Source organism: Afipia clevelandensis ATCC 49720 (genome assembly GCF_000336555.1).
In the GTDB taxonomy this organism is placed as follows: Bacteria; Pseudomonadota; Alphaproteobacteria; order Rhizobiales; family Xanthobacteraceae; genus Afipia; species Afipia clevelandensis.
Genome location: NZ_KB375281.1, coordinates 2,824,693 through 2,836,813, shown reverse-complemented (window position 1 = coordinate 2,836,813; position 12,121 = coordinate 2,824,693). Strand labels below are relative to the sequence as shown.

11 protein-coding genes and 1 pseudogene are annotated in these 12,121 nt (G+C 63.1%); 5 read left to right on the top strand and 7 right to left on the bottom strand.

Translation table 11 applies throughout. The annotated features are described in order from the left end of the window. Positions 1–22: 22 nt before the first annotated feature. Positions 23–211 (bottom strand): annotated as a pseudogene (locus HMPREF9696_RS13565) (YegP family protein); the annotation flags it as partial. A 114-nt stretch (positions 212–325) separates the two neighbouring features. Between HMPREF9696_RS13565 and HMPREF9696_RS13560 the strand changes: the two are divergent. Further along, positions 326–517, top strand: coding sequence for a hypothetical protein (locus tag HMPREF9696_RS13560; protein ID WP_040301450.1), 192 nt, complete (start codon positions 326–328; stop codon positions 515–517). Between the two features lie 638 nt (positions 518–1,155). On the opposite strand, the gene lepA is transcribed toward HMPREF9696_RS13560, so the two are convergent. Next, positions 1,156–2,961, bottom strand: coding sequence for a translation elongation factor 4 (gene lepA / locus HMPREF9696_RS13555; protein ID WP_002713598.1), 1,806 nt, complete (start codon positions 2,959–2,961; stop codon positions 1,156–1,158). Between the two features lie 161 nt (positions 2,962–3,122). On the opposite strand from lepA, the gene HMPREF9696_RS13550 reads away from it, so the two are divergent. Further along, positions 3,123–4,838 carry a glycosyltransferase family 39 protein gene (locus HMPREF9696_RS13550; RefSeq protein ID WP_002713597.1) on the top strand — a complete coding sequence of 572 codons (1,716 nt, stop codon included), beginning with the start codon at positions 3,123–3,125 and terminating at the stop codon, positions 4,836–4,838. 170 nt (positions 4,839–5,008) lie between these two features. On the opposite strand, the gene HMPREF9696_RS13545 is transcribed toward HMPREF9696_RS13550, so the two are convergent. The 5 genes from HMPREF9696_RS13545 to HMPREF9696_RS13525 all read right to left on the bottom strand — a co-directional run bounded on the left by HMPREF9696_RS13545 (position 5,009) and on the right by HMPREF9696_RS13525 (position 9,041). Then, entirely contained in the window at positions 5,009–5,323 is a 315-nt protein-coding gene (locus tag HMPREF9696_RS13545; RefSeq protein WP_002713596.1) for an HPr family phosphocarrier protein, read from the bottom strand. Then, positions 5,320–5,721 carry a PTS sugar transporter subunit IIA gene (locus tag HMPREF9696_RS13540; RefSeq protein ID WP_002713595.1) on the bottom strand — a complete coding sequence of 134 codons (402 nt, stop codon included), beginning with the start codon at positions 5,719–5,721 and terminating at the stop codon, positions 5,320–5,322. The genes HMPREF9696_RS13545 and HMPREF9696_RS13540 overlap by 4 nt, the downstream gene beginning before the upstream one ends. Positions 5,722–5,927: 206 nt before the next feature. Continuing rightward, positions 5,928–6,374: an HPr kinase/phosphorylase gene (locus HMPREF9696_RS13535; RefSeq protein ID WP_002713594.1), complete on the bottom strand. Its 447-nt coding sequence runs from the start codon at positions 6,372–6,374 to the stop codon at positions 5,928–5,930. After that, complete coding sequence (locus tag HMPREF9696_RS13530; RefSeq protein WP_002713593.1) at positions 6,371–8,188, bottom strand: sensor histidine kinase; 1,818 nt, start codon at positions 8,186–8,188, stop codon at positions 6,371–6,373. Before HMPREF9696_RS13530 ends, HMPREF9696_RS13535 begins: the two co-directional genes overlap by 4 nt. A gap of 151 nt (positions 8,189–8,339) precedes the next feature. Continuing rightward, positions 8,340–9,041: a response regulator transcription factor gene (locus HMPREF9696_RS13525; RefSeq protein ID WP_002713592.1), complete on the bottom strand. Its 702-nt coding sequence runs from the start codon at positions 9,039–9,041 to the stop codon at positions 8,340–8,342. Between the two features lie 236 nt (positions 9,042–9,277). On the opposite strand from HMPREF9696_RS13525, the gene HMPREF9696_RS13520 reads away from it, so the two are divergent. The 3 genes from HMPREF9696_RS13520 to HMPREF9696_RS13510 all read left to right on the top strand — a co-directional run bounded on the left by HMPREF9696_RS13520 (position 9,278) and on the right by HMPREF9696_RS13510 (position 12,113). Further along, positions 9,278–10,015, top strand: a complete 738-nt coding sequence (locus HMPREF9696_RS13520; protein WP_002713591.1) for a HugZ family pyridoxamine 5'-phosphate oxidase — start codon at positions 9,278–9,280, stop codon at positions 10,013–10,015. 190 nt (positions 10,016–10,205) lie between these two features. Further along, the gene (locus HMPREF9696_RS13515; RefSeq protein WP_002713590.1) at positions 10,206–11,822 is read left to right on the top strand and encodes a phosphoenolpyruvate carboxykinase; all 1,617 of its coding nucleotides are present in this window, start codon (positions 10,206–10,208) and stop codon (positions 11,820–11,822) included. Positions 11,823–11,903: 81 nt separating this feature from the next. After that, positions 11,904–12,113, top strand: a complete 210-nt coding sequence (locus HMPREF9696_RS13510; RefSeq protein WP_002713589.1) for a TOBE domain-containing protein — start codon at positions 11,904–11,906, stop codon at positions 12,111–12,113. The last annotated feature ends 8 nt before the right edge of the window (positions 12,114–12,121 follow it).

Here is a 12,121-nt window from a genome sequence, read left to right as displayed (position 1 = left end):
GCTTGTCCTTCGGCGCCTTCATGGCCTTGGACATGTCTTCGACGTCAGCCTTGGCGACGTGCTTGACGATCGACTTGATCGTGCTCTTGGCGGATGCCTTGTTGGAATAGCCTTCCGAAGCGAACATCTTCTCGCCGTTGGGCGCGCGGAAGCGAAAACGGAATTCGCCCGACTTGTCTTTGTAAATCTCGAATTTATACGACGCTGCCATCACCCTCTCCGATGGTTGAATATCAATCGCGCACCACCGTCGAGCGGCGGGCGCAAAGAGTCAAGCGCGGTGCGCGCTTTTCCCCTCACGCTGCACCCAGCAGATTCGGCGTGAATGCGCAATGAACAGCGACGGGCAATCGCGCTGCTTGCAGGCGCGAGCGGTGTCATGATGCGCCGGCTTGTATCTGCGGCCCGCAATTATTCTCAAGGATTGCAACGCGCTATCGTGATGGAAGGTGATGCTGTCCGGTCATCAGAGAAGCGCGCGGTCTCCAACTGGAAGGCCGCTTTCCGCATCGTGTGATGCCGCCGCGTCATTGCGAGGAGGCGAAGCCGACGACGCGATCCAGTTTTGAGATATACGGATCGAAATAGGTGGCAAAGTCAGGTAAGATGGATTGCTTCGCTTGCGCTCGCAATGACGAGAAGGTGCGAGCGACGTCCTGAGATTGCTAGTTTTACGATTGAGCGAGATTGCTCACGAAGACATGAAATCACATCCGCTTCACCTCAGGGCGCGGACAACCCGGTCCCGTTTCCGTCTCTCGTGAAAGAGAGAATGGAGCGCCGGGAGGCGCCAGAGTGCTTGCGAGGCACCCTTTGCGAATCCTTGCGAGGGATTCGCCCGCGTGCCTGACGAGAGCGGATTGCGAGTCCGTCTCGCGAGACGCGCGCGTTCTGATGCGAGAAGGTTTGCGAGGCCTTCCGCCCGAACGCTGCGCCTCCCGGCGCTCCATTCGCCATCCCGGATTGATGGGGCGGCGGTGGATCATTCCTCCGCGTCATGAGCGCGGAAGACAATAGGAATATAGTCCATTGCAGGAAAAGTCAAGCGATCGAGCCTTGGTGGACCGCGTTCCGGTCGTCCCCGCGAAGGCGAGGACGACGCGATGATAGGTCTCGCTCGTTAGCCCAAGTCTCGGCAGTTCACTTACTTGGTTTTCAGCTATCCACCTTCAGCGCGGCAATAAAGGCTTCCTGCGGGATGTCGACCTTGCCGAACTGCCGCATCTTCTTCTTGCCTTCCTTCTGCTTCTCCAGAAGTTTGCGTTTGCGCGTGATGTCGCCGCCGTAGCATTTCGCGGTGACGTCCTTGCGCAGCGCGCGCACGGTCTCGCGCGCGATCACCTTGCCGCCGATCGCCGCCTGGATCGGAATCTGGAACATGTGCGGCGGGATCAGCTCCTTCATCTTCTCGACCATGGCGCGGCCGCGGCCTTCGGCACGGGTGCGATGGACCAGCATCGAGAGCGCATCCACCGGCTCGTTGTTGACCAGGATCTGCATCTTCACGAGATCGGCGGCCTTGTAGTCGGTGAGGTGATAGTCGAACGAGGCGTAGCCCTTGGAGACGGACTTCAGCCGGTCATAGAAATCGAACACCACTTCGTTGAGCGGCAGTTCGTATTTCACCATCGCCCGGGCGCCGACATAGGTGAGTTCTTTCTGGATGCCGCGCCGCTCCTGACAGAGCTTGAGAACAGAGCCAAGATATTCGTCAGGTGTGAGGATGGTGGCCTCGATCCACGGTTCGTGAATCTCGGCGATCTGCACCACGTCCGGCATGTCGATGGGATTGTGAATCTCCATCTCGGTGCCGTCGGTGAGGTGCATCTTGTAAATGACTGATGGCGCGGTCGCGATCAGGTTGAGATTGAACTCGCGGCTCAATCGCTCCTGAATGATTTCGAGATGCAGCAGGCCGAGGAAGCCGCAGCGGAAGCCAAAACCCAATGCGGCGCTGGTTTCCATCTCGAAGGAGAAACTCGCGTCGTTCAGCCGCAGCTTGCCCATCGCGGCGCGCAGTGTCTCGAAGTCGTCGGCATCGACCGGAAACAGGCCGCAGAACACGACCGGCACGGCGGGCTTGAAGCCCGGCAGCATGTCGGAGACGGGATTGCGGTCATCTGTGATGGTGTCGCCGACGCGGGTGTCCGCGACTTCCTTGATCGCCGCGGTGATAAAGCCCACTTCACCGGGGCCGAGTTCATCGACATTGACCATCTTGGGCGTGAAGAAGCCGACGCGCTCGATGTCGTAGGCGGCGCCGGTGCCCATCATGCGGATGCGCTGGCCCTTCTTCAGGGTGCCGTCCACCACGCGGACCAGAACCACCACGCCGAGGTAAACGTCGTACCAGGAATCGACCAGCAGCGCTTTCAGTGTCGCGTCACGGTCGCCCTTCGGCGGCGGCAGGCGGGTCACGATGGCTTCCAGCACATCGGGAATGCCGATGCCGGTCTTGGCCGAGACCATGATGGCGTCGGACGCGTCGATGCCGATCACGTCCTCGATTTGCTGCTTCACCTGCTCGGGTTCGGCGGCGGGCAGATCGACCTTGTTCAGCACGGGGACGATTTCGAGATTGGCGTCGAGCGCGTGATAGACGTTGGCGAGTGTCTGTGCTTCGACGCCCTGGGATGCGTCCACCACCAGCAGCGCGCCTTCGCACGCCGCCAGCGAACGCGAGACCTCGTAGGCGAAGTCGACGTGGCCGGGCGTGTCCATCAGGTTGAAGATGTAGGTGTTGCCGTCCTTGGCCTTGTAGTTGAGGCGGACGGTCTGCGCCTTGATGGTGATGCCGCGCTCGCGTTCGATGTCCATCGAATCGAGCACCTGCTCCTTCATCTCGCGCGCCTCCAGCCCGCCCGTGGTCTGAATCAGGCGGTCGGCGAGCGTGGATTTTCCATGGTCGATATGGGCGACAATGGAGAAGTTGCGGATGTTCGCGATAGGGCTGGTTGTCATGGGCGCGGGATAGCATCCGCGCCTCAAAGCAGCAACAAAATTGGGGGTATTTCGTGCATACCTTGCGCGAAATGACGCGGTTTTCCTGTTGCCCGTGATCCACCCGCGCTGCTAGCTACGACGGCTGCAGAAAGTGCCAGTTCCGACACAGGTTGACCGCAATGTCCGACGCTTCATCGACCGAGATCGCGCGCAGAACCGGCAAGAATCCCGGCCCGCGCACCGGATTGCGATCCCGCCAGAATGCGCGCCTGCGCCATGTGCCGGTGACGCGCCGTGTGGCGGCATGGGTCGCGGCCATGGCGCACGATCCGGCGACCTCGTTCAGGTTCGTCATCGGCTTCGCGATCGCCCACACGCTGCTCTGGACCATCATCCTCACCGCGCTGAAAAGCGCGCAGGACGTCCATATGGATGTCGCCGAGGCTTACGCTTGGGGCCAGAAGTTTCTTCTCGGCTATGGCAAGCATCCGCCGTTGTCGGGCTGGATCGCCGGCGTCTGGTTCCGGATTTTCCCGGTCACCGACTGGGCGACCTATGCACTGGCGATGACGGTGACGGGATTGGGCCTCGTGATCTGCTGGCTGATCGCGGTTCGCGTGGTCGATCATCGCCGCGCGCTGTTTTCAGTGGCGATGCTGGCGCTCTATCCGGTCTTCACCTTCAAGGGCTTCAAGTACAATCCGGACCTGCTGCAACTCGTGACGCTGCCGCTGTTCGTGCTGGCCTATCTCCACGCTTTTGAAAAGCGCACGGTGCGCGCAGGCCTCTGGCTCGGGCTGGCCGCGGCGCTGGCGCTGATGACCAAATACTGGGTGCTGACCATGATCGGCGCCGCCGGCCTCGCATCGCTGCTGCATCCGGACCGGATGCGCTTCTGGCGCTCGCCCGCGCCATGGGTGGCGTTCGCTGCGGCTTTTGTCGGCATGCTGCCGCATCTGTGGTGGCTGAAGCAGGCAGACTTCCTGCCGCTGATCTATGCCGACGATGTCTATGGCGGGCGGACGCTTCTCACCACATTGCGGCTGGCGGGAATTTATGTCGCGCACAATATTGGGCTGCTTCTGATCCCGGTCGCCTTCGCGGCGATTGCGCTGGCGTGGAAGCTGCAATGGTGGAAATCGCTGCGCAGGCGGGGACTCGTTGGCGAGTTCATCGCCTCGGCGAAGCGCCCGTGGGTGCGCGGCCCGAACTCCGGCGTGTTCCTCACCCAGGCGCGGCATATCTGGATCATCCAGATCATCGCCGGTGTGGTGCCGCCGCTCGCCGCCGTGGCATTCGGCATCTACATGAAGACCGACTGGGGCATCTCGCTGTTCTTCCTGGTGCCGCTGGCGCTTGTGGCCCTGCCAACGCTGCGTGTGACGCAGATGGCGCTGATCCGCCTGATGTTCATGTGGCTGGCGTTCACGCTGATCATGCTGCTGGTGTCGCCGATCATCGCGGCGCAGACGGTGCGGCGCGACGGCGAGGCCGGCGTGCCGTTCGCGCCGAAGTCGGAGTTCGCGCTGCAATTGACGGAAGCCTGGCGCGCGCGCTTCAACCGGCGCTGGGCCGTGGTGGCGGGCACCACCGAGATCGGCGAGCCGCTGACCTTTTACAGCCCGGATCATCCGGCGCCGCTGACGCCGCGCGAAATCTGGGGCTCGGGCCTGACCAGTCTGGATGCCGCCAAACGACTCGGCTTCATCGGCATCTGCGACACCAAGGATCTGGAATTGAGCAAGTGCGAGGCCTGGATGGCGGAGAATGCGCCGAATGCCGAGCGGCTCGATCTCACCTCGCGGCGCTATTTCCACGGCAAGGCTGGTCCGGCGGTGAAGTGGAAAATCTGGATCGTCGGTCCGGAGCGGCCGGATGAGGAAGACGATCAGTAGGCAGAGCACGCTCTTTTCCACGGGCCGTCCCCGCGAAGGCGGGGACCCAGACTCCCTGCGTTGTCGATCTGAAACAGATGTTAGCTATCTGTTCCGAACCGTGGGCTGAGTGGTTATGGGTCCCCGCCTTCGCGGGGACGACATCTGAGATGGTGCAGCTTTAAGTGGAATCAGCCCGCGTCTTCCTCGCCGAACTTGTTGGCGAGCAGTTCGGTAATGGCATCCATCGCAGCCTGGGCCTCGCGGCCCTTGGCGGCCACGGTGATGGTGGTGCCGATGCCGGCGGAAAGCATCATCAGCCCCATGATGGACGTGCCGCCGACGCTTTCGCCGTTGCGGGTCACGGTCAGTTCGGCGTCGAACTTCTCGGCGGTCTGCACGAACTTCGCGGACGCGCGCGCGTGAAGACCGCGCTTGTTGATGATGGGAAGTTCTCGGACGATGACGCCGGCAGACGAAGACTGTTGCTCCGGCGCGGTGCTCATTTTCCGGCAAGCACCCGGCTGGCGATGGTCACATACTTGCGGCCAGCTTCCTGCGCGGCGGCGATCGCGTCGGGCAGCGGCTTGTCGTCGCGCACCTTGGCGAGCTTGACCAGCATCGGCAGATTGATGCCCGCCAGCACCTCGACCTTGGGGCGGCTCATGCAGGAGATCGCGAGGTTCGACGGCGTGCCGCCGAACATGTCGGTGAGAATCGCGACGCCATCGCCGCTGTCCACGCGCTTGACGGCTTCAATGATATCGCTGCGGCACAGATCGGCATCGTCTTCCGCGCCGATCGTGATCGCTTCGATTTGTTTTTGCGGACCCATCACGTGCTCAAGAGCAGCCTTGAACTCGTCGGCGAGACGCCCGTGGGTCACCAGTACCAGACCAATCATCCAAAACTCCTCGCGGGCGCTTTGATGCACCGCACGAAAGGGCCACATGTTGACCATCCCGAGCCTTGGCGCAAGGGGGGATGTTGCCGCGTACCCCCTTAAAAAGGGTGTCCGGGCCGGCCATCGTCAGTGGCGGGGTCTGGCTTATATGGCGAGCCGGCGGCGCCCGGCAATCAGCCGAAGGTCGGGAGTTCGCTTTTGAAACCTTAAACTGTGGTAAGGAATCCCAGCACCAGGGGCAGGGCGGCATACCCCCGTCCCACCGGGATACGCGGGATTTCCACCCCGGAAACAGTTGTTTTCAGGGCCTGTAGCGGCGGCAGACGCTCGGCATCGGCCGCCTCCAGGTCGACCACAACCGCCACGGGTGCCTGCCCGGCATGATTGATCGAGCGGATTCCCAGCCCCCGGATTTCGATTTTTCCGGCCAGTTCAGGGACGCCCGCGACGATGAGGCTGGCGTCATGAACAGTTAGACGGACACGATCATCCCCAACAAGGAGCGTGGGCGGAATCTGCCCCGCCTGACCGGCAAGGATCAATTCCAGGGCCAGCCGGGACTTTCCGGACCCGGAGGGTCCGCGAATCAGGATGCCCCGCTCGCCACTCACCACCGCGGTGGCGTGGATGCTGGCCTGACCCGCCGCGCTCATATCGCGGGCAGCCGGACCGTGAAGCGCGCACCGGCAATGCGGGCGTCACCGTCCGCATCAACAGGGCCGGGCCGGTTTTCCGCCCAGATGCGTCCGCCATGGGCTTCGACGATCTGTTTGGAGATCGAGAGGCCCAATCCGGAATTCTGTCCGAAGCCCTGATGCGGGCGGTCGGTGTAGAAGCGCTCGAAGATTTTCTCCAGCGCGCCCGGCCTGATCCCGGTGCCGTCGTCATCGACCACGATTTCGATGTCCGATTTCAGTCGGCGGCAGACGATCCGCACCTTGCCGCCGTGATGCGAGAACGACTGCGCATTGCTCAACAGATTTGCGATCACCTGGCCGAGCCGCGAGTCATGGCCCGGCACCGAGAACGTATCGTTCGAGCGTCCCTCGAAGCGGACGTCAACCGTGACATCGGTGCCGTGCTGGGTTTCGTTCGCGACCGACACCAAGGTGTTGAGCAGGCGGCGGATATCCACCGGCTCCATGTCCTGCCGCTGCAGTTCGGCATCGAGGCGGCTGGCGTCGGAAATATCGGAGATCAGGCGGTCGAGACGGCGCACATCGTGTTCGATGACCGCGAGCAGGCGCGAACGGCTGTCGTCGGAGCGCGCCAGCGGCAATGTCTCCACCGCTGAACGCATCGAAGTCAGCGGATTCTTCAATTCATGCGCGACGTCGGCGGCGAAGCGTTCGATGCCTTCGATGCGGTTGTAAAGCGCGTCGGTCATGTCGCGCAGCGCGCGCGACAGATGGCCGATCTCGTCACCGCGTGCGGTGAAGTCTGGAATCTCGACGCGGGTCTTGATGCGGCGGCGGACACGCTCGGCACTGTCGGCGAGGCGGCGCATCGGGCCGGCGATGGTCGAGGCCAGCAGCAGCGACAGCAGGATCATCACGCCAGCGGCGATGCCGAACACTTTCAGAATGGCGAGACGCTCGGCTGTCACGAGCTGGTCGATGTCGTCGCCTTGCGTCGAGAGCATCAGCGCGCCATGCACTGCGCGGAAGCGCTGCACCGGCACCGACACCGAGACGATCACCTCGCCGCGGTCGTTGATGCGCACCATGCTGGCCTTGCGGCCATCGAGCGCCTGCTGGACTTCCTGATAGCCGTTGCCGTTTTCGGGACCCAGCTCGCGATAGAGCGGCAGGTCGCCGCGGTTCAGCCAGGTGCGGATCGCGATCATCGTCCGCTCCGCGAAGCCCGGCTTCTCGGCGGTTGGCGGCGCCAGCTCGAAGCGCAGCACGTCGCCGCGCCCGTAGAGATTGCGGCTGTCCAGCACCAGCACGCCGTCGCGGTCATAGATGCGCGCGCGCGTTTTGGTCGGCGAGATCAGCCGCCGCAGCACCGGCGCGACGCGCTCGGGATTGATCGGGAAGTCGATGTTGCTGAGGGTTTCGTCGCTCGGCCCGTAGGTCTCGCCCGGCTTGAGATCGAGCAGGCGCTCGGGATCGACGGTAATGGCGTTGGTTTCGACCGTGGCCGAGGCGGCGATGGCGCCGGAAATGATCTCGGCCTGTACCAGCAAGCTCTGCGCGCGTGCGTCGATCAGCCCGGCGCGGAACTGCGACAGGTAGAGAATGCCCGCGAGCATCGCGAACAGGCCGATCAGGTTGAGAACGACAATGCGGCGCGTCAGGCTCGAGAACGTCAGTGCGGTGAGATAGCGGCCGGCCCGCTTGACCAGCGCGACCGGACTCCAGCCACGGCGCTTGCCTTCGTCCGGCGGCGTATCGGCAACCGGCGCGAGCGGCGGCGCACCGACATCGGCGTCTTCGTCGTGCTCGGACTGCGGTCGATCAAGCAATGGCGGAACCGTGTTTTGCTTCGGACAGACGCTTTATAGCACTAACCGGCGTGTGTAGCCCGGACAGAGCGCAGCGGAATCCAGGGCGATAGCCGCCATCCTGCCCGGATTGCGCTGCGCTCCATCCGGGCTACGATCCGATCGAGATCGGTTAGGTTTCCTTGAAGCGATAGCCGACGCCGTACAGGGTTTCGATCATCTCGAAATCGTCGTCGGCCGCCTTGAACTTCTTGCGCAGGCGCTTGATGTGGCTGTCGATGGTGCGGTCATCGACATAGACCTGATCGTCATAGGCCGCGTCCATCAGCGCGTTGCGGCTTTTCACCACGCCGGGGCGGGTGGCCAGCGCCTGCAGGATCAGGAACTCGGTGACCGTCAGCGTCACCGGCTCGTTCTTCCAGGTGCAGGTGTGACGCTCCGGGTCCATGCGCAGCGAACCGCGCTCCAGCGCCTTGGCATCCATTTCCTTCGGCGCGGCGGCGGGGTCTTTCGGAACCGCGCGGCGCAGCACCGCCTTGACGCGCTCGACCAGCAGGCGCTGCGAGAACGGCTTGCGGATGAAATCGTCGGCGCCCATCTTCAGGCCGAACAGTTCGTCGATCTCCTCGTCCTTCGAGGTGAGGAAGATCACCGGCAGGTCGGACTTCTGGCGCAGGCGGCGCAGCGTCTCCATGCCGTCCATGCGCGGCATCTTGATATCGAGAATGGCCAGATCCGGCGGGCTGGTCTTGAAGCCCTCAAGGGCCGACGCGCCATCCGTATAGGTCATGATCCGGTAGCCTTCGGCTTCCAGTGCGATCGAGACCGACGTGAGAATGTTGCGGTCGTCATCGACCAGGGCGATTGTGGGCATGAACCTGCTTTCCAAATCGAGTGTGTGAACGTGGCGCTACTGAACGGACTGACCGGAGGCCGCGAAACGAGGCGTTGGCCTCTTTGCAACGAGCAATGCAAGCTGGGCTGAAATGTGACCGGTTCCAGCTTCTCAGGCCGCAACGGGAACCAGACCGTTATATAAGGCGATTGTTCCGGGGTATAACCCCTTTTGGCCGTAAAAAAGCCCGTTAACCAATGACATCAGGCTGACAGATGGACCCCTCTGCCGACGTCAAACCGGCCCGCCTGACCCGCTCGCTGCTGGCCCGCTCCCGCCAGGGCGCGCTGGCGAGCCTGATGCCGGGCAGCGGCGATCCCTATTGCTCGCTGGTCAATGTGGCCTCGGCGCCGGACGGCGCGCCGATCCTGCTGATCTCGCGTCTCGCGGTTCACAGCAGGAACATCCTGGCCGATCCGCGTGTCTCGCTGATGCTGGACGAGCGCGGGCCGGGCGATCCGCTGGAAGGCGCGCGCATCATGCTGGCCGGGACAGCGGAGGAGGCGACAGGCGACGTCGAACCCCTGAAACGGCGCTATCTTGCCGCGCATCCGTCCGCCGAGGAGTTCGTCGGCTTCAAGGATTTCTCCTTCTTCCGCATCAGGCCGAAAGGCGTGCATCTGGTGGCGGGTTTCGGCCGCATCGTCGATCTTGTGCCGAAGGATTTCCTCACCGATCTCACCGGCGCCAAAGCGCTGGTTGAGGCCGAGCCTGACATCATCGCGCACATGAATGCCGATCATGCGGACACGATTAATCTGTATGCAGTGAAACTTCTGAACGGCACGGACGGCGACTGGCGCTGCATCGGCTGCGATCCGGATGGCCTCGATCTGCAGGATGGCCGCCGCACCCTTCGGCTTCCGTTTCCCGAGCGGATCGTCGCACCTGCCGCACTGCGGCAAGTCCTGAAAGCCCTGGCGGACCGGGCGAGAGCCCTGCCAAGTCCGTGATATTCAACCTGTTTTTTCAGGGCACGCGGTTCTTTACCGCTTTGTGACGGATCGACTTGGCAAGCGGTGTGTTGGGCACTTATAAGTCGCCGGATCGAAGCCCGGGAGATATGATCCCCGGCATCCGCGACAGGGGCGTTTGGCGACAGCCGCGCGAAACGATACGCGGTCTTTGTGGGAGATTCTTAAAGTGCAAGAGACGGGTGTGCGCAACGGTGCCTTCGGCGCCGACAAATTCGGTTTCAAAAATCTCAAACAGGTAAACTGGAATCTCGGCACCGCGCCGCTTTACGAGCACTCGCTGCGCAACCACGAAGCCGAGCTGTCGGCCGGCGGCGCGCTGGTGGCGGAAACCGGTGTGTTCACCGGCCGCTCCCCGAAGGACAAGTTCACGGTGCGCGACGCGCTCACCGACAAGACCATGTGGTGGGGCGGCAACCAGTCCATCACCCCCGAACAGTTTGAGGCGCTGTATCAGGATTTCCTCAAGCACTGCGAAGGCATGACCCTGTTCGCCCAGGACCTGTACGGCGGCGCCGATCCGAAATTCCAGATCAAGACGCGCGTGTTCACCGAAATGGCGTGGCACTCGCTGTTCATCCGCACGCTGCTGCGCCGCCCCGAGACGGCAGAGCTCGCCAGCTTCGTGCCGGAACTGACCATCATCGACCTGCCGAGCTTCCGCGCCGACCCCAAGCGCCATGGCTGCAAGTCCGAGAACGTGGTCGCGATCGACTTCACCCGCAAGATCGTTCTGATCGCAGGCAGCCAGTATGCCGGCGAAATGAAGAAGTCCGTGTTCACCACGCTGAACTACTTCCTGCCCGCACAGGGCGTGATGCCGATGCACTGCTCGGCCAATGTCGGCCCGAACGGCGACAGCGCGATTTTCTTCGGCCTCTCCGGCACCGGCAAGACCACGCTCTCCGCCGATCCAAACCGCACGCTGATCGGCGACGACGAAACCGGCTGGGGTCCGGACGGCATCTTCAATTTTGAAGGCGGCTGCTACGCCAAGACCATCAAGCTGTCGCGCGAAGCCGAACCCGCGATTTACGACGCCAGCATTTGCTTCGGCGCGGTGCTCGAAAACGTCGTGCTCGACCCGATCACCCGCGAGCCGGACTTCGACGACGGCTCCAAGACCGAGAACACCCGTTCGGCCTATCCGCTCGAGGCGATCCCGAATGCCTCGCGCACCGGCCGCGCCGGTCATCCGAAGAATCTGGTGATGCTCGCCGCCGACGCGTTCGGCGTGATGCCGCCGATCGCCAAGCTGACCCCGGCGCAGGCGATGTATCACTTCCTCTCGGGCTATACCGCGAAGGTCGCGGGCACCGAGCGCGGTCTCGGCAACGAGCCGGTGCCGGAATTCTCGGCCTGCTTCGGCTCGCCGTTCCTGCCGCGCGATCCCGCCGAATACGGCAAGCTGCTGAAGGAGCTGATTGCGAAGCACAATGTCGACTGCTGGGTGGTCAACACCGGCTGGACCGGCGGCAAGTACGGCACAGGCTCGCGCATGCCGATCAAGGTCACCCGCGCGCTGCTCACCGCCGCGTTGAACGGCTCGCTGCGCAATGCCCAGTTCCGCACCGACAAGTATTTCGGCTTCGCGGTCCCGACCGCGCTGGACGGTGTGCCGAGCGACATCCTCGATCCGGTCAACACCTGGAAGGACAAGGCCGAGTTCGACAAGACCGCGCGCGCGCTGGTCGGCATGTTCCAGAAGAACTTCGAGCAGTTCGAAAAGCAGGTCGACGCGGACGTCCGCGCCGCCGCTCCCGAGGTCAAGCTCGCCGCGGAGTGAGTTTCGTCACCCCGGTTTTGAACGTATAAAGGGCGGCCTGCGGGCCGCCTTTTTGTTGCCCGGTCACACGGAGATCACGGAATGAAGATCAGCGCGCGCAACCAGCTCAAGGGCAAGGTCGTCGCCATCGACCACGGCGTCACCACCAGCCATGTGAAGATCGACATCGGCGGCGGCACGGTCGTGACATCGGCCATCACCAGGACCTCGGTCGAGGAGTTGAAGCTCGAGGTCGGCAAGCAGGTCTACGCCATCGTCAAGGCCAGCGATGTCATGGTCGGGATCGACTGAGAAAGGTC

Coding starts and splice junctions, on each gene's coding strand:
- HMPREF9696_RS13550 (WP_002713597.1), top strand. CDS start 3,123: ATGTCCGACGCTTCATCGACCGAGATCGCGCGCAGAACCGGCAAGAAT.
- HMPREF9696_RS13535 (WP_002713594.1), bottom strand. CDS start 6,374: ATGAGCGCGGCGGGTCAGGCCAGCATCCACGCCACCGCGGTGGTGAGT.
- HMPREF9696_RS13520 (WP_002713591.1), top strand. CDS start 9,278: ATGGACCCCTCTGCCGACGTCAAACCGGCCCGCCTGACCCGCTCGCTG.
- HMPREF9696_RS13545 (WP_002713596.1), bottom strand. CDS start 5,323: ATGAGCACCGCGCCGGAGCAACAGTCTTCGTCTGCCGGCGTCATCGTC.
- HMPREF9696_RS13540 (WP_002713595.1), bottom strand. CDS start 5,721: ATGATTGGTCTGGTACTGGTGACCCACGGGCGTCTCGCCGACGAGTTC.
- HMPREF9696_RS13560 (WP_040301450.1), top strand. CDS start 326: ATGCGCAATGAACAGCGACGGGCAATCGCGCTGCTTGCAGGCGCGAGC.
- lepA (WP_002713598.1), bottom strand. CDS start 2,961: ATGACAACCAGCCCTATCGCGAACATCCGCAACTTCTCCATTGTCGCC.
- HMPREF9696_RS13510 (WP_002713589.1), top strand. CDS start 11,904: ATGAAGATCAGCGCGCGCAACCAGCTCAAGGGCAAGGTCGTCGCCATC.
- HMPREF9696_RS13525 (WP_002713592.1), bottom strand. CDS start 9,041: ATGCCCACAATCGCCCTGGTCGATGACGACCGCAACATTCTCACGTCG.